Source organism: Robbsia andropogonis (assembly GCF_034047095.1).
Lineage (GTDB): Bacteria > Pseudomonadota > Gammaproteobacteria > Burkholderiales > Burkholderiaceae > Robbsia > Robbsia andropogonis.
Map to the genome: position 1 here is coordinate 1,111,391 of NZ_CP139166.1, position 16,109 is coordinate 1,127,499.

The following is a 16,109-nucleotide window of genomic DNA, read 5'->3' on the forward strand; positions in this document are numbered from 1 at the left end:
CGTCATTCCTTGAAATTCAGCATCCGGTGCCGCACCACACGGTCTTTTCGATAGTTTCGCGTCACCGCGACTTCCTATACTAGGTACTGCACTTCGTGCTCTTCTGGTGCTAAATCGATCAATGAAATCGTCCTTCACACGCGGCGCGGATCTGAATCGCATGATGACATTGCGTCGTCGATTGCAAGCGGAAACCACTGCCGAGGTGCGTTTCGACGCAGCGACGCGTGCCGTCTATGCTTCCGAGGCGTCGAACTACAGGCAACCGCCGATTGGCGTCGTCGTGCCACGTTCGACCGACGATTTCGAGAAAACGGTGCGACTTTGCGCGGAATTGGGTATCGCGATGTTACCGCGCGGCGCCGGTACATCGATGTGTGGCCAGTCCGTCAATGATGCGATCTGTATCGATCATTCGAAATACCTGCACGAAATCGAGCATGTTGATGCCACGGCGCGCCATGCAATCGTGCAACCCGGCGTCATCTGCGATCAACTCAAGAAAGCCGCCGCGAAACATGGCCTGACGTTCGGCCCGGACCCGGCCACGCATAGCCGATGCACGCTGGGCGGCATGATCGGCAATAACTCGTGCGGCGCCCATTCGGTGATGGCGGGCAAGACCGTCGAGAACATCGAGCGTCTCGAGATTTTGACCACCACCGGCGCACGTTTCTGGGTTGGCGCGACCGACGACGCGGCGTATGCGGCACATATGGCGGCGGGCGGCGACCAGGCCCGCATCGTCGCCGGTCTGCGTGATCTGGTCACCCGGTATGCGGACGACATCCGCGCGGGCTTCCCGAAGTTAAAGCGACGCGTATCGGGCTACAACCTCGATCAACTGCTACCGGAAAACGGATTCAATATTGCCCGTGCCCTGGTAGGAAGCGAAGGCACGCTCGCCACCACGCTGCGGGCACAGACGACGCTCGTGGAAGGTCGCCCGGAGCGCGTGCTCGTAGTGCTCGGTTTCGAGACGATCTTCGACGCGGCGGACAGCGTCCCCGATCTGCTGCCCCTGGGCGCTATCGCGATGGAAGGCCTAGACCAGGGCATCATCGGCGGTCTGAAGGCTTTGCGTCTGAAATTGGACGACATTGCGGAACTTCCCGCCGGCGATGCCTGGCTCTTGGTCGAATTCGGCGCGGCAACGCGTGCCGAAGCTATTGCGCAAGCACAAACGATGGTGGCAGCCGCGCAACATTTCCCGCAACGCCCAAGCGTGCGCTTTGTCGACGACGCCACGTTGATGAATCGTCTGTGGACGATTCGCGAAACAGGTGCCTCGGCCACGTCGCTATCTCACATTCCTGGGGTGCCCGATCCGGTGGTGGGCTGGGAAGACGCTGCGGTAGAACCCGCTTTGCTTGGCCCTTACTTGCGTGAATTCACCGCACTGGTAGCGCGTTACGGTTACAAGACCAATCTATATGGTCATTTCGGCGACGGCTGCATCCATTCCCGCATTACATTCGACTTGCGCTCCAAAACCGGCGTGCGGTCGTGGCGCGATTTCCTGGAAGAGGCCGCCAGACTCGTCGTCAAGTACAAGGGATCGCTATCGGGCGAACACGGCGATGGACAAGCCAAAGGCGAGTTCCTGCCATTGATGTACCCACCCACGCTGATGCAGGCTTTTCGGGAATTCAAGGCACTGTGGGACCCGCAACAGTTGATGAACCCCGGTAAGTTGATTGACGCCATGCCTGCCGATGCCCATCTGCGCATGGGCCCGGACTATCGCCGTGGCGATATTACGGGTGCCTTCACGTATCCGATGGCGGCACATACCGTTTCCGGAGACAGTTCCGAAACCGGACAAAAGCAGGATCGCGGTTACGGACGCGAAACCGAGCGCTGCATCGGCATGGGAAAATGTCGGTCGCTCGATGCGGGGACCATGTGCCCGAGCTTCAAAGCCACGCGCGAGGAACGGTATTCGACACGAGGTCGTGCCCGACTCTTTTTCGAGATGTTGAACGGCGAAATCATCAGTGAATCTCGCGATGCCGATGCCGTCAAGGAGTCGATGGATCTATGCCTGTCGTGCAAGGGCTGCAAGAACGACTGCCCGACCCATGTCGACATCCCGAAATACCGTGCGGAGTTTCTGCATCGCTACTATCAGACCCGGCGCCGCGCGCCGATGGATGCGGCCGTGGGTCGTATCGGCAGTTGGTTGCCCCTTGCCACCCGTTTCAGCGGCGTATTGAATGGCGCCATGCGCAACCCCGTGGTCAAGCGTGCCGCGCGTCGCTTTGGCTTGGCCGAGACCGCGCAGTTCCCCGATATTGCGCGCAAGGCATTTCGTGACGGCGTGGTGGCGAAGACGCTGTCGTCCGATTGGTCGAACGGCTTTGGCGAGAACGATGTCGTGATCTGGACCGACACGTTCAACAACGGCTTTACGCCTGAAGTGCTCGAAGCCGCCGTGCAAGTGGTACGTGCCGCGGGGGGCACGCCACGGTTGACACCGCGCCATGTCTGCTGTGGTCGCCCGCTGTACGACGTCGGCCTGCTGGACGAGGCGCGCACGCAGTTGCACGCCATCCTCGACATGATGGGCCCGCCAGTGGCGGCGAATGTGCCGATCCTGGTTCTGGAACCCAGTTGCCTTTCCGTTTTCCGCGACGAAATGCGCGCCTTGATTGCCCATGACGCGCGTGCCGACGCGTTGGCGGCAGCCTGCATCACGATGGCGGAATACGCGCGGAAACACGGGCTGCGAGTGGACGCACTGGCTAACGACGCCGTGCACTTGCACCCACATTGCCATCAACGCGCCTGCGGCGGTGCCGGCGCGGAAAAAGCGATTGGCGCGAATGTGCTCGATACCGGTTGTTGCGGCATGGCGGGTGCCTTCGGCTATCACGAAAAAACCGCCTCGGTGGCTAAGACGGTCGGCGAACGCGAATTGCTGCCCGCACTCCACTCGCTGTCGGCCGACAGCACCGTGGTCGCGGATGGCTTCAGTTGCCGCACGCAGATCAAACGCCTCAGTGGGCGCCACGCGCGCCACCTCGCGGAAATCCTGGCCGCGTCGCTGCCCCCGGAAGACCACGACACATCGTCCGCGGTCCCTGACCCAACAACGGTCAGTGCCGCTCGCACCACGCCCTGAGCTCACGTCTCGACACCTTATTTGCGGTCCGATCCGCTGTTTTTCTGGAGAACTTTTCGTCATGACCCGCGATAACGCCGCTTTCAACACTTTCCGTCAACAACACGTGCCGCGAGGTGTCGTCACCGCGCATCCGATCTTCGCCGACAAGGCGGCGGGCGCGGAGTTATGGGATGTGGAAGGTCGTCGCTATATCGACTTCGTCGGCGGTATCGGGGTGCAAAATATCGGTCACTCACATCCTAAAGTGATCGCGGCCGTGCATGAGCAGTTGAAGCGTGTCACGCACGCGGCATTCCAGGTCGTCGGTTACGACGGCTATGTAACGTTGGCGGCAAAGCTGAACAAGATGATTGGCGGCGATACACCGTACAAGACGTTCTTCGCGACCACCGGCGTGGAAGCGGTAGAAAACGCGGTAAAGATCGCGCGGGCCTATCGCAATGTGCCAGGTATCATCGCGTTCCGAGGCGGTTTCCATGGCCGTACGTTGTTGGGCTCGACACTAACCGGCATGAGTTCGCCCTACAAGCAGAATTTCGGACCACTGGCAGGCGATGTGTATCACACGCCCTATCCCGATGACTATCGCGGCTTCAGCGCAGCGGATGCCATCCGTGCATTGGAAGATCTGTTCGCCACGCAAATCATGCCGGACCGCGTTGCCGCAATCATTATCGAACCGGTGCAAGGCGACGGCGGTTTCCTGCCGGCGGGCAAGGAGTTCATGCATGCATTACGTGATCTGACGCGGAAACACGGCATTGTCCTGATTCTCGACGAGATCCAGTCCGGTTTCGGCCGTACCGGCGAAATGTTCGGCTTCCAGCATTTTGGTATTCAACCGGATCTCGTGACGGTGGCGAAGTCGCTCGCAGGTGGACTGCCTTTGTCGGGCGTGGTCGGGCGTGCCGAGATAATGGATGCGCCACTACCAGGCGGTCTCGGCGGCACGTATGCGGGGAATCCGCTTGCGTGCGCCGCTGCTCTCGCGGTATTGGATGTTTTCGAGGCGGAAAAGCTCCTGGAGCAAGGACGTGCTTTGGGCGAGCAACTTCGTGCCGGTCTGCAGCGTATCGCCGCCGCGTCGCCGGAAGTGGGCATCGTGCGTGGCGTGGGACCGATGGCAGCGCTGGAATTCGTCAAGGATGCCGATCCGTTCCAGCCGGACGCACACTTCGCGCAGGCGGTAATCGATCGCTGCCGCGAGGAAGGCCTGCTGGTGATCAAGTGCGGGGTCCATCGCAACACGTTACGCCTGCTCGCGCCGCTGAACACACCGAAGTCGGTCGCGGAGGAAGCGCTGGCTATCCTCGATAGCGCGATTGCACATTGCCGCGCGGCATGATGGCAAGATAATCATTGCGGCATCGCGTGCACCGTACCGTCGTCCGGCGGTCGGGCCGGGGCGTCCTCAGGCCATATGATGCGATCGAACAAAACCTTGAGCTTTGCGCCGCGTCGCGGATTGAGCATTGTCGCGTGCGCCACCTTTCCCATCAGGTGAGCGCGAAAGTCCCCATGTGCTTCACGATTTTGAGATGCGGGACCATGGAGCGCGCAGTTATGCAGCACGGCTTTGCATCGGTCGTAGCAATCACGCGCCAGGTTCGGATGTCGATTGATGACGACACCGGCAAGCTGTTGCCGAACGCCTCGCGGCATTCCATGCGTTTTACGCGAATGCACTTCGAACCCTTCCTCCAAAGCAATCGCCGCGACCTGGATGGATAGCCGCTCGCTGGCGCGCGCGAGTACGCTGCCGCCGGAGAACGCCAGATCGTCGGCATAGCGCGTATAGCGTGCGCCGAGGGCGCGAGCCAATGCGGATAGCCGCATATCGAGTCGAAATGCGCATAAATTGGCCAGCGCGGGCGACGTCGCCGCACCTTGCGGTAAATGCCGAGCGCGCAAGCGCTCACGTTCATGCCATGTGAATTTTCCGCGTAACGGAGGCGCGTCGAAATATGCACTTGGCACACGATTTGTCGTCAAGGCCGTGATCGCGCGCGCCACGGCGAATGGATAGCCCAGGGTTCGGAAGATCGCATGCACCCTCCCGGCTGTCACAGAACTGAAGAAATCCTGAAGATCAAACGACAACACCATCGCTTGCCCGGCATGCGGCGCCGCGAATGAGACGATGTTGCGCCTTTTACAGAACCCGTGCGCGGCAGCATGCACGGGAATATGATCGAGTATTTGATGCAGGATTTTATGCTGGGCCGAACGTAGCAGCGGCTTCGGCCGCTCAATCAAACGGTAGCGGCCGTCTCGTTTTTCGCAAGCGTGATAGCCGTAATGATGCAGCCGGCGCGCATGGCCCTCCACACGCCAACGATCGGCAAGCCATTCCAGATCGGTAGAGCGCAACTCCAGCCAATCGGCGAGGTCTGCCAGTGTCGGCAACAGCGGGATCGAGATATGCGCCAGCGAGACGGGGGGCGCGACTTGCGTGGGGACGCGCTTCAACACCCGAACGAATGTGGGACGATCCACGCCAGACCACGCCGCGGCGAAGGCCGGGACATCGACGATCAGCAGTGCGAGGTCTTCCGGTGATGCCTCCCGCCAGCAATACGCGAAGCGTTGCACGGCAAGGGTCGCGACATCGTGACACCACGGCGGGTCGGCACCGACTACCGCTACGATCCGCTCGACGACACTGGCGTGTTTGGACGGGCCTGCAAGGGCAGCTTCCGCGATAAGCTGTACCGCAGCTGATAGATCGAGTTGCATAGTAAAAGAGGAGCCACGAATCAACGTACCGGTGTGGCGAGAGCGGGCTTGCGCCGTGCGCAACGGGGCTCTTGCGGTGCAATGCGACATCCAAATCATCCACGGGGTAGCCCCGTGGTCCTGGGCCAAAATGACAGCGCCCGAGGAATAAGCTTGATCCGTGCTCCAGGCAAGCACCTTATCGCCGAGAGCGACTCGCTGTCAATAAGACCGGCTGACCTCTTCCACGGATGAGGATGCGCCGACTCATCGCGGAAACCGCGCCGGATCACGAATGAATCAGGCCAATGATGCCGCGCGCCACAAGTTCACCGCCAAGGAGAATCAGAAAAATGAGAAAGCCACGACGAAACGCGCGTGCGCTGATACGGTTTCGCACTTTCTGCCCGATCCACATACCGATCAACGCCGGGATCACGGCCAATATCGACAGCCCCACGCGTGCGATCGGCAGGCCACCGTGCAAGAGCAAAGCTAACGCCAACGCAATCGTCGATACGGTGAATGACAAACCGAGCGCCTGCACCAGCCGGTCTTTATCCATATCCAACGCTTGCAGATAAGGGACCGCAGGCATGACGAACACGCCGGTCACACCGGTAATCAGGCCAGTCACCACGCCAATCACCGGAGATAACCACCACTCCCAGGCGAGCGGCACACGCAAGGACGGTCCAAGCAATGCATAACCGCCATAGACGATCAACGCCGCACCCAGCGCGACGCCAGAATAATGAGACGATCCGCCCACCAACAATACAGCACCGGCCACCGTCCCAATAACGATGCCTAGCAACATCCTCGATAGACGCCGCCATAAAACATGTAACCCGCCGCCAGCCACCAATTGCCAGACGTTCGTCACGAACGAAGGAATCACCAGAATCGCCGCCGCGCTGGCTGGCGACATCACACTGCCGAGCAATCCCATCGCGACAGTCGGCAATCCCATCCCGGAAATCCCCTTGACCAGACCCGCCAGCAAAAATGCGCAACACAACCAGACCATCCCATCGTCTCCCTGTTCTTCGTCGGCGCGTGCGTCCCCGAGGCAATAATCGTCCTCAAAGCCGAAACTTGGTCTGCAGGAGGCGCCTGATCAACGCCGCGCATGGGTTGCCTGCGATTGTACCGCCACGCATTTCACCGCACGGTGCCGTCCTGACAGACTGGACAGGTTGGCGCTATTTGGGAATAATGCGGGCATGCGGCTTTTCTAGAGGACCAGCCGCGCAGGAGATGGTGCTCCTCCTGGTTTAGACAAACCGCCCCGTCGATCGCTGAATATATTATTCCGCAGGACGCGAGGCCGATGGCGCCTACAGTTTCCCTGATTTACGTCCGGGGCTGTAGGCGCGCGCGCATTGTCGCCGCCCCCACCCCAGCGTGCGTCAGGCCCTTATTTTCCTTGCCTGTGCCGCCATGCCGATTTTTCTGCGCTTACTGCAACGCCTTGGCGTTCCTCCGGAACCGCTGGCCTCGCTGCTGTATCTTGGCAAATGGTTCACGCTGTCCAGTATTGTTGCGGTCCTGTCCGGATCAGCGTCCGCATTATTCCTGGTCGCACTCGACCACGTCACGTCCTGGCGTGAAGCGCATCGCTGGATTATCTGGCTGCTGCCTTTTGCCGGCTGTGGAGTCGGTCTGCTGTATCACCGCTATGGTCAGTCCGTAGATGGTGGCAACAACCTGCTGATCGATGAGATACACGATCCGAAGCGGGTCATCCCTCTGCGGATGGCGCCGCTCGTGCTGGGTGGAACCATCGCTTCGCACTTGTTCGGCGCGTCGGTCGGCCGTGAAGGCACCGCTGTTCAGATGGGAGGCGCGCTAGCCGATCAATTGACGCATGTGTTCAAACTCCAGCACGAAGACCGGCGCATTCTGCTGATGAGTGGCATCAGCGCAGGGTTTGCCTCAATATTTGGAACGCCGCTGGCCGGTACGATCTTCGGCCTGGAAGTATTGGCAATCGGCCGGATGCGATACGACGCGTTGCTACCCTGCCTGATCGCGGGGTTGGTGGCGGACCAGGTTTGCCGCGCATGGGGTGCGGTTCACACCCACTATCTCGTCTCCGAGATCACATCGATCAGTTTTCATAGCGCCTTCACCGTCATGCTTGCGGGAATACTGTTCGGTCTCGTCAGCAGGGTATTTGCAAATGCAACGCACGCGCTAGGTAGGGCCATCAAGCGTATGATCCCTTTCGCGCCATTTCGCCCATTATTCGGTGGGGCTGTGATCGCCACTGCCGTCTGGGTGTTCGATACCTACCACTACATCGGCCTGGGCATTCCAGACATTGTCCTTGCTTTCAACGAGCCCATGCGACCGTGGGACTTCATCGGAAAATTTGTCTACACGGTTGGTTCGCTCGGCAGCGGGTTCAAAGGCGGAGAAGTAACACCGCTCTTCTACATCGGTGCAACGCTTGGCAATGCACTGGCGCCATTCCTGCACCTGCCGATATCGATGCTAGCGGGAATCGGCTTTGTTGCCGTATTCGCAGGAGCGGCCAACACGCCCGTGGCGACCATTCTGATGGCCATCGAGTTGTTTGGCGTCGACATCGGCCCATTTGCCGCCATAGCCTGCGTCATGGCCTACTTTTTTTCAGGCCATACCGGGATTTATCACGCTCAGCGCTTCGGCTCAGGCAAATATCGCTCGAACCAACGGTATATTCCTGAAACGCTGCGTCTATCGGAACTCGGACGCGCCGATACTGTTGGCGATGCCAAAAGCCCGAAAAACCCCGAAAATAGCGTTTGATTCGGATTCGATAATCATCGACGCAACGCGGCAGATAACCTTACGAATCAGTGATCAAACAGTTCAGCTTGAGAAAAACCGTGCGCGCTGATCGACGCACGCACTGTTTCCAGTGCTTCATCGCGCTGAGCACGCCATTTGATAGCAGTTTCCGCGGCGCGTTGTGCCCGCTCCGCTTCTTCAGCGTCACGTTCCAGTTCGCTGCGAGACTTGAATAGCGCATTAAACCGCGCGATTGCATCGTCGTTCCTGCGCATCGCGACCTTGTCGGTGGGAAAGCGCGTGTCCTTCATTATGGATTTACTCTCCGATTGCACTACGACGGCACGGATTGCCCGTACCGGACCGATTTGGATTAGCGGTCTTATCGAATCGATATTTTAGCAAAACCTGCGCCTGACGATGCAGATCCAGCCTAACCAGCCAATGTCGTTCCGGAAAAAACGACAAATCCACTCTGGGCCTTATGGCGAAAAGCCTGGAACCGCGCCTTGGCGATAGATCGCATTCTAAGCCGTTTTAGTCGACTAATGGGAAAAAATCTTACGCGATGATTATTGCGGATGATTAATGTCGGCCAAGCCCTTCGTATTAGGAAATAATACAAAGAGTCGTTTAATACACATTTGACAACAGTTCGTCCGTCAGGGATGCCTTCTATATCAAACAGTGCATTTTACTACGACACCCGATTCTTCCAGAGCAAGCGCCTGTTTGTCGTGCACGGGGCGTTTACCGCGGATCTTCCTCCCGCCACCTCGGACCATAAACTTTTCAACCATAGGCCTAGTAAACGCGGTGGATTTCAAGACTGATCTACACCAATCATCATGTTCGTCGTGGCCGACGCGTCATTGAATGCCGAGACGTTCAAGTGCCCATCCTTGAGCGATGAAAAGCCAGCGTCTTCCGCTCCGCCTCCGTTGAGAAACCGCCGTGGGTGATCGCCATGTCGATAGTGAAATCGCCACGTCCGATGCAAATGACGGCATGCATCACGACGCGCTGCCATGCGCGATCACGCGCATCTGGTGGCAAATCGAATCGTCGCGCAAAACGGTCGAAGCGACTCAGATGTTCGTCGGCGGCATCGGGGATATCCCACCACACATCGGCGACCGCTTCCGAGATAGCGCATGCCACTTTCCACGACGGCCGCAATAAAGTCGTATTGCAATCACATAGCAAGTCCCGCAAGCTCGACTGTATATAGCTGTCGTAGCGCCATGAAAATCCCGCGGTGACCATGCTTTCACGCATGGCCACGAGCGCGCCAATCAGCTCGACGCTATCCACAGCCGAGACCTGCTCGATCACCCCGGCGCCAGGGTCGCTGATTATCGGGCATCGCGGCCGGCACGTTTCCTGATCCCAATTTTCGTGGCGTGTCCAATCATCGCGCATTTGCCTGGCACACGTCACCTGCCATTGCACGGACGCCAAAATCGCCCGCAGCGCCAGCGCGGGCGTGCGAGCATTCAAGGCGTTCGTACTCTGCCGACCTTCCCATGCAACGCATTGCGAAGACATCTCAAAGGCAAAATCTTCAGAGAAATGCAGAGAACGCCGTCTATACTCCGTCCATAACCGCAAAACAAGGGTGCCTTGCAATTGCCACGGTGCGACATTGATACGTTCCCATAACACCGTCAGGTCGTCGAATTCCGGTGTGCACGTTATATCGAGATAGATAGACCAGAACGGCAACGTTGTTTGCCGTGCATGGCCCCATGCTTGCACCACGTCATCGGGCGCGCCCAGCACTTTATCGCGGTAATGCTTTTGCACTTTTGGGGAAAAGTTTTCCCAGCAATCCCCCAATGCATGCGATTGTCTCGCGACCCCATCCACCAGAAAACGATTTACTTCGTTTAACATTCCGTCATCGTCAATGTCCCATCGCGTCAATTGCTCAACGAGAATATCCGATAGCCGTGATCGACGGTCAACTGGCGTTCCGAACGGGTTTTTGCCCTTGTTTAGCAACGTCATCGCAATGGTCTTCGCAACCGCCGACACGATGCCCGCGGAATCCCGCGTCGCGGAAATGCTGAAACGCGTGACCAATGCGTCACGTACCGTATCACGTTGATCGATCGAAACGAGGTAGCGAAGCACGTTGACCAACAGCTCCCGCGGTACAGGCTCCGACACTTCCCGATAACGGATTGAAAACCAATGAAAGGCCCGATTGAGCTTTGCAAATACCGGCATGCCCAACAGCGGCTGCACCAATGACAAGATGTCCGGCCAGTACGATAGCGGTAGCCCGACCGTGACTTTCAAAACGTGGTCGAGATGGCATAGAGGATAGCGAACAAGACTCAACCAAGGCAGATAGGTTTCCGCCTTACACAACTGCTGCAAGGCCGTATTGCGCAGTAATGGTGAAGATGATGAGGACACGGCATGGTGCTGCCTGATCACATCCGCCGCCGCGCGCCATTGTTTGCATGCCATCAACGCGGGACTACCGTCCTTATGCTCGCATACCGGCATACGCCAGAGACTGACAATCTCCGATTGTGCGGGTGCGACGCCCAATTCTTTCTCGAAATCTCCCTGCCGATGCGCAAGCCGCTGGACCAACAGCAGCAGCGCCACAGGCCGTGCGTCGAACGGGAAAAGCGCAATCGTCTTGAGCGCTTCTATAAAACCCGACAGTCTCCTCTCGCCGGACGCTAGATAAATTCTATCCGCCACCGAGGCGACCTGAACGAATCGTGCCAGGCTGATTTGCATTGCTGCCAATGTCGACTGGGAAGACATCCCCAAAAACGCCGCGCCACGCGCGTCCAGGTGCTCGCTGATTGAACCGATGAGTTCGAAGGGGAGGCCGGGTAGCGTAGCGGCATGCTCCTTACGGAAAGGAAACATGGGCGGCGACGCGATGTCCTCATCCAAGCAACGTCCGGTTGTCGGCCACGCGCCATCGGCGACCAACGGTTCAGCGGAAAACGCATCGGAATATCGCGCCGTTGAAGCGTCCATGCCGTTACTCCTTCATGTATTGTTGTCTCCGACGCTTGCCGTCGGTCATCGCTTCCTCAATGTAGTCGCAAAATTGCAGCGCTGATTGTGAGCTTGCGATCTCTTTACGCGTTGCCCGCAACGAGGGAAGTCCGGCACATCGATACCGCTGCAGCAACAGCCAACATCCGCGCGGAATCGATGCCATGAGACGGCCATGCGTGGCTGTAAGCCTGAACCGGCGTTTGCGCAGCGAGAGACGCTTGACGGTCGAGCAAGACGAGAGATAATCGCGGAGCCGGCAATGTTGATGCTGGATCGACCCAGTGCGTCCACGTCCTGCCTGGCCGGCAGTTGACGGCGGGCGCATCCTCTCCGGCAAACATCGCACCTGTTGATGCAACGGAAAACACTACAAAACAAAGTGAATCACAGATGATCCACCCTGTTGACGCGCGTTTGCGCCATACGTGCCTGGCACTCGTTTTCGCGATCGCGTTTTTACGCGTGGCACATGCTGACAGCGGTGCCGGGACGACGCATGATGAGACATGGCAGGCTGCGTGGGGCACGGCGATGCAGTCCGTGCCTCCCGCCACCCATGCACCACTCTATAATCTCGCGCCGGCTGTCGCAGGCCGGACAGTGCGCGAAGTCATTCAGGTGCGGACAGGAGGCACGCTCTGGCGACTCCGTTTATCAAATCGGTACGGCGAAACGCCGGTCACGATTACCGCCGGCACCTTGGCCCAGGCCCGGAATGGGGCAGCGCTGGCCGGCACGCCCCTCCCGCTGACATTCGGCACCGCGGGATCGGTTACGCTTGCACCGGGCGAGGAGCGGTTGAGCGATCCGATCGCCGCCGCCTTGCAGCCTGGCCCGCTATCGATCAGCTTGGCGATAGACGACGGCACCGCGGCACCGCGGACCTGGCATAAACTGTCGAGCCAGGTCACCTTCGTCGCCGCAGGCGACCGCACCAAGGATCGCGCGGCCAGTGCCTTTCACATCGGTCCGACATCGTGGCTTTTCATGGACATGTTGCTGGTCGCCACAAAGCCGCCGGCCGGTGTCATCGTCGCCATTGGCGATTCAATCACGGACGGCATGCGGTCGACACTGAACGCCAATGCGCGTTGGCCGGACCGGCTGGCCGAGCGCCTCGCCGCTCAAAGCAATGCCAACGACGCCCGCGGCAACCCGACCGTTGTAAACATGGGGATCAGCGGCAATCGCTTACTCAGCGATTCCCCATGCTATGGCAAGGCATTACGCGCGCGGTTCGATCACGATGCGTTGGAGATCGCGGGCGCTCGTGACATTATTCTCCTGATCGGTATCAATGACATCAATTTCCAGGCGATGCCGCCACGCGCCGGGCTCGACTGCGATTTCCCCCATACGAAAGTCACGGCCGTGGACCTGATCGACGGTTACAAAGATCTGATCATGCGCGCGCATCGCGCAGGAAAACGGTTGACCGGCGCGACGTTGACGCCGGCGTCGCTGCCACCGGATCGCGAAAAGATTCGCCTGGCTGTCAATCGATGGATACGCGGAGGCAATGGATTCGACAGTATCATCGACTTCGACCAGGCGCTGCGAGACCCTGTTCATCCGTCGATGCTGCTGCGAAAATACGACAGCGGCGATCACATCCATCCCAACGATGCCGGCTACCGCGCAATGGCCGCTGCCATTCCACTGCCGTTTTTTGCTGATTGACCCGAAAGTACGTCAACCATTTTGGCGCCTCTCACGTTTTACGATCACACAGCACGCCGCGTCGGCGTGTCTTGTCCGCCAACGTGATCATCCATGCCGCTGAACCGTGTCTGTCATGCCCTCGTCACCGTGATCGTCACGAGTCTCTGCCTCGCCGGACGGGCTGGCGCCACGGATCGCGTCATTGTCCTTGACTCCGCGCAAGCGCAGTTGACACTGATTGATCCCGCCACCCGAACCGTCGTTGGCAATATCGCGACCGGAAAGGAGCCGCACCACCTGATGGTCACACCCGATGGCCGATCTCTGATGGTGGCGAACTCGGTATCCAATAATCTGATGCTCGTCGACCCGCATACTGGCGACATCCAACGCACGATTCCACATATCGAGGACCCGTATCAACTCGGCTTTTCCCCTGATCACAAGTGGTTCGTCACCGCCGCCCTGCGGATAAACCGCGTGGATATCTATCGCTACGACGGCACCGACGTGACCCTTGTCAAGCGCATTCCCATTGGCATGACGCCCAGTCACCTGACCTTTGCATCCGACAACCGGACCGTCTTCGTCACGTTGCAGGATTCCGGTGAATTGGCGGCGATTGACCTGCCAACGCAGACGATCTTGTGGCGCATGCCCGTCGGCACGCAACCGGCCGGGCTGTGGATGACTCCCCAGGATCGCTACCTGCTGGTCGGCATGACCGGCGAGGATGATGTGGCAGTAGTCGATTGGCGGAATCGCCAGATTGTAAAACGCATCCACACCGGGCGGGGGGCACATAATTTCCGCTATCTGGACGATGGCTCGCACGTCGCGGTATCGAATCGCGTTGCCAATACGATCAGCCTGATCGATTACAACACGCTGACCAACGCCGGAGATATCACCGGCCTGTTGCCCGGACCGGACGACATGGAATTGACATCCGATCACCGCTATCTGTGGGTGACGTTCCGATTCGCCAAACACGTGGGCATCATCGACCTCGGCACGCGGCAGTTGATCGATACCATCCGCGTCGGTCGATCGCCACACGGTATTTTCCTGGCGGATCGCGCGCCGATCCTGTCCCCGAATCCCGATTGAGGCGGACATGATCGACCACATCCTGACGCTCGCGGATACAGCGGTATCGTTTCTGCAGACGCAACTATACGAGCACGTAGTGCAGCCGCTGTTCTTCCGCTTTGGATTGATGGGTTACGACGAGGACACCTATGACGCGTTGTACATGGTCATCGTCGGCGCAATCCAGGTACTGCTGACCTACGCGGTATTACGTCCGCTGGAAGCGTGGCGACCGGTAGAGCATTGGGCGGAACGCAAAGCGCTGCACGCCGACGTGGTGTACACGTGGATTGCCAAGCTGGGATTGCTCAACCTGGCGTTCTTCGTTCTGTTTCAACCACTTTTCTTCCATTGGCAAAGCTTGATCACGCTGTATGGCATTCCGAATATCGACATCGATGCGCTGTGGCCCGGCCTGACCGATCAGCCATTGGTTTCATTCTGCCTCTATCTCGTCATTCTGGATTTTGCCGGCTATTGGTATCACCGCTGGCAGCATAAGTTCGGCGTATGGTGGGAATTGCACGCGGTGCACCACAGCCAGCGTCAAATGTCGTTCTGGAATGACGACCGCAATCATATCCTCGATACCTTCCTGCAAGCGGCGTTCTTCGCACTTATTTCTCTGTTTATCGGCGTCGAGCCGGCACAATTCGTCGTGCTGGTCGCCGTAGGCAATTTCATGCAGAGCGTGCAACATATCAATGCCCGGTTGCCGTATGGATCGGTGCTGGAGCGCGTTATCGTCAGTCCGGCATTCCATCGCCGGCACCACGCCATAGGCTATGGCCATGAAGGCATGCACTACGGCTGTAATTTCGGCGTGCTGCTGCCATGGTGGGACATGCTGTTTCGAACAGCTGTCTGGACGAAAACGATCGAGCCAACCGGTATACGCGATCAGTTGCGCACAGGTGGCCAGCCAGGCCGATACTACGGAAACGGGGTACTCGCGCAGCAATGCTTAGCACTTCAGCGCATCGCGGCGCGGCGAATCCTTGGCCGCCGTATCCCGCCCCAACGCAGCACGCCATCTTTGTAATCGCGGAAATAGACGGTAATCATCGTCTCAAAAAGGATAGAATGCGGGGTTATGTTCCCTGTTCTGTCCCTTTGCCGTGGCAATAGCTACCGTGCGCGTCTGCTTCGATGGGGCGCCGTACTGGTAATGCTATGCCGCGGACTGCTCTGCGGTGCCGTCATGTTCGACATGAACGCGCCAGCGGGTAGTTTCGGGCTGGTCATCTGCTCCGGCTTTGGCCCGATGTTTCCGGCGACCGCGAAAGACCCGAACGACCACTTGCCGCCCATGCCGGATGACAGGGCGGCAAGTCACACCGACATGGCAATGGACATGTCGATGCCAATGCCGATGTCCACCGTCACATCGACGGATTCAGACCGCTCGTCAACGCTCATTCCCGGCGCAATGTCAGACAGCATGCCGATGCATGGCACCACGTCCGTAAGCAATATCTGTGCATTTAGCGCGGCCTTGCTGACCGGCATTGGCGCACTGTTTGTCGCGCTTTTGCTGATGGTCGCGTTGCCGACCATCCGACGCGTGCGTAATCGATTCGTTCGAGTTGTCATCCGAACGCCCTTGCCTTTCTCACTGCCGCTTAGCCGCGCGCCGCCCTTTCCCCCGCATCCCGCTTGATAATCCGTTCGCCCTGATTTGCCTGCCAGGCGCATTGCGCGC

General features: G+C 58.8%; 11 protein-coding genes and 1 riboswitch. Of the genes, 7 read left to right on the plus strand and 4 right to left on the minus strand.

The genetic code is table 11. The features are described from left to right. The first annotated feature begins 121 nt into the window (after positions 1 to 121). Together SJQ66_RS09675 and gabT are read left to right on the plus strand one after the other, a co-directional pair. Entirely contained in the window at positions 122 to 3,124 is a 3,003-nt protein-coding gene (locus SJQ66_RS09675) for an FAD-binding and (Fe-S)-binding domain-containing protein (RefSeq protein ID WP_320533993.1), read from the plus strand. 61 nt (positions 3,125 to 3,185) lie between these two features. After that, positions 3,186 to 4,472 (plus strand): 4-aminobutyrate--2-oxoglutarate transaminase, encoded by a 1,287-nt coding sequence (gene gabT / locus SJQ66_RS09680; protein WP_024903877.1) that lies wholly within the window; start codon positions 3,186 to 3,188, stop codon positions 4,470 to 4,472. 11 nt (positions 4,473 to 4,483) lie between these two features. On the opposite strand, the gene SJQ66_RS09685 is transcribed toward gabT, so the two are convergent. Beyond that, on the minus strand, positions 4,484 to 5,953 hold the full coding sequence (locus SJQ66_RS09685; protein WP_244141711.1) for a reverse transcriptase family protein: 1,470 nt from the start codon (positions 5,951 to 5,953) through the stop codon (positions 4,484 to 4,486). Positions 5,954 to 6,131: 178 nt separating this feature from the next. Beyond that, positions 6,132 to 6,872, minus strand: a complete 741-nt coding sequence (locus SJQ66_RS09690) for a sulfite exporter TauE/SafE family protein (protein ID WP_024903875.1) — start codon at positions 6,870 to 6,872, stop codon at positions 6,132 to 6,134. Positions 6,873 to 7,089: 217 nt separating this feature from the next. Continuing rightward, a riboswitch (Fluoride riboswitch) is annotated at positions 7,090 to 7,192 on the plus strand. A 93-nt stretch (positions 7,193 to 7,285) separates the two neighbouring features. Between SJQ66_RS09690 and SJQ66_RS09695 the strand changes: the two genes are divergently transcribed. Then, entirely contained in the window at positions 7,286 to 8,638 is a 1,353-nt protein-coding gene (locus SJQ66_RS09695) for a voltage-gated chloride channel family protein (RefSeq protein ID WP_046152853.1), read from the plus strand. 47 nt (positions 8,639 to 8,685) lie between these two features. Here SJQ66_RS09695 and SJQ66_RS09700 read toward each other — a convergent pair whose 3' ends face one another. Both SJQ66_RS09700 and SJQ66_RS09705 read right to left on the minus strand, forming a co-directional pair. Beyond that, entirely contained in the window at positions 8,686 to 8,931 is a 246-nt protein-coding gene (locus tag SJQ66_RS09700; RefSeq protein ID WP_024903873.1) for a hypothetical protein, read from the minus strand. Positions 8,932 to 9,508: 577 nt separating this feature from the next. Next, positions 9,509 to 11,629: a hypothetical protein gene (locus SJQ66_RS09705; protein WP_024903872.1), complete on the minus strand. Its 2,121-nt coding sequence runs from the start codon at positions 11,627 to 11,629 to the stop codon at positions 9,509 to 9,511. 414 nt (positions 11,630 to 12,043) lie between these two features. Between SJQ66_RS09705 and SJQ66_RS09710 the strand changes: the two genes are divergently transcribed. From SJQ66_RS09710 to SJQ66_RS09725, 4 genes are all read left to right on the plus strand, one after another. Next, a complete protein-coding gene (locus SJQ66_RS09710) occupies positions 12,044 to 13,333 on the plus strand; it encodes an SGNH/GDSL hydrolase family protein (RefSeq protein WP_024903870.1) in 1,290 nt (429 codons plus the stop codon). Positions 13,334 to 13,426: 93 nt separating this feature from the next. Then, on the plus strand, positions 13,427 to 14,425 hold the full coding sequence (locus SJQ66_RS09715; RefSeq protein ID WP_024903869.1) for a YVTN family beta-propeller repeat protein: 999 nt from the start codon (positions 13,427 to 13,429) through the stop codon (positions 14,423 to 14,425). Positions 14,426 to 14,432: 7 nt separating this feature from the next. Next, positions 14,433 to 15,449 carry a sterol desaturase family protein gene (locus SJQ66_RS09720; RefSeq protein ID WP_024903868.1) on the plus strand — a complete coding sequence of 339 codons (1,017 nt, stop codon included), beginning with the start codon at positions 14,433 to 14,435 and terminating at the stop codon, positions 15,447 to 15,449. A 51-nt stretch (positions 15,450 to 15,500) separates the two neighbouring features. Next, complete coding sequence (locus SJQ66_RS09725) at positions 15,501 to 16,067, plus strand: hypothetical protein (protein ID WP_320533994.1); 567 nt, start codon at positions 15,501 to 15,503, stop codon at positions 16,065 to 16,067. Positions 16,068 to 16,109 lie beyond the last annotated feature (42 nt).

What these genes read in the sequence shown, in the direction of transcription:
- SJQ66_RS09675 (WP_320533993.1), top strand. Translation starts at nt 122, where the DNA reads ATGAAATCGTCCTTCACACGCGGCGCGGATCTGAATCGCATGATGACA.
- gabT (WP_024903877.1), top strand. Translation starts at nt 3,186, where the DNA reads ATGACCCGCGATAACGCCGCTTTCAACACTTTCCGTCAACAACACGTG.
- SJQ66_RS09685 (WP_244141711.1), bottom strand. Translation starts at nt 5,953, where the DNA reads ATGTCGCATTGCACCGCAAGAGCCCCGTTGCGCACGGCGCAAGCCCGC.
- SJQ66_RS09690 (WP_024903875.1), bottom strand. Translation starts at nt 6,872, where the DNA reads ATGGTCTGGTTGTGTTGCGCATTTTTGCTGGCGGGTCTGGTCAAGGGG.
- SJQ66_RS09695 (WP_046152853.1), top strand. Translation starts at nt 7,286, where the DNA reads ATGCCGATTTTTCTGCGCTTACTGCAACGCCTTGGCGTTCCTCCGGAA.
- SJQ66_RS09700 (WP_024903873.1), bottom strand. Translation starts at nt 8,931, where the DNA reads ATGAAGGACACGCGCTTTCCCACCGACAAGGTCGCGATGCGCAGGAAC.
- SJQ66_RS09705 (WP_024903872.1), bottom strand. Translation starts at nt 11,629, where the DNA reads ATGGACGCTTCAACGGCGCGATATTCCGATGCGTTTTCCGCTGAACCG.
- SJQ66_RS09710 (WP_024903870.1), top strand. Translation starts at nt 12,044, where the DNA reads ATGATCCACCCTGTTGACGCGCGTTTGCGCCATACGTGCCTGGCACTC.
- SJQ66_RS09715 (WP_024903869.1), top strand. Translation starts at nt 13,427, where the DNA reads ATGCCGCTGAACCGTGTCTGTCATGCCCTCGTCACCGTGATCGTCACG.
- SJQ66_RS09720 (WP_024903868.1), top strand. Translation starts at nt 14,433, where the DNA reads ATGATCGACCACATCCTGACGCTCGCGGATACAGCGGTATCGTTTCTG.
- SJQ66_RS09725 (WP_320533994.1), top strand. Translation starts at nt 15,501, where the DNA reads ATGTTCCCTGTTCTGTCCCTTTGCCGTGGCAATAGCTACCGTGCGCGT.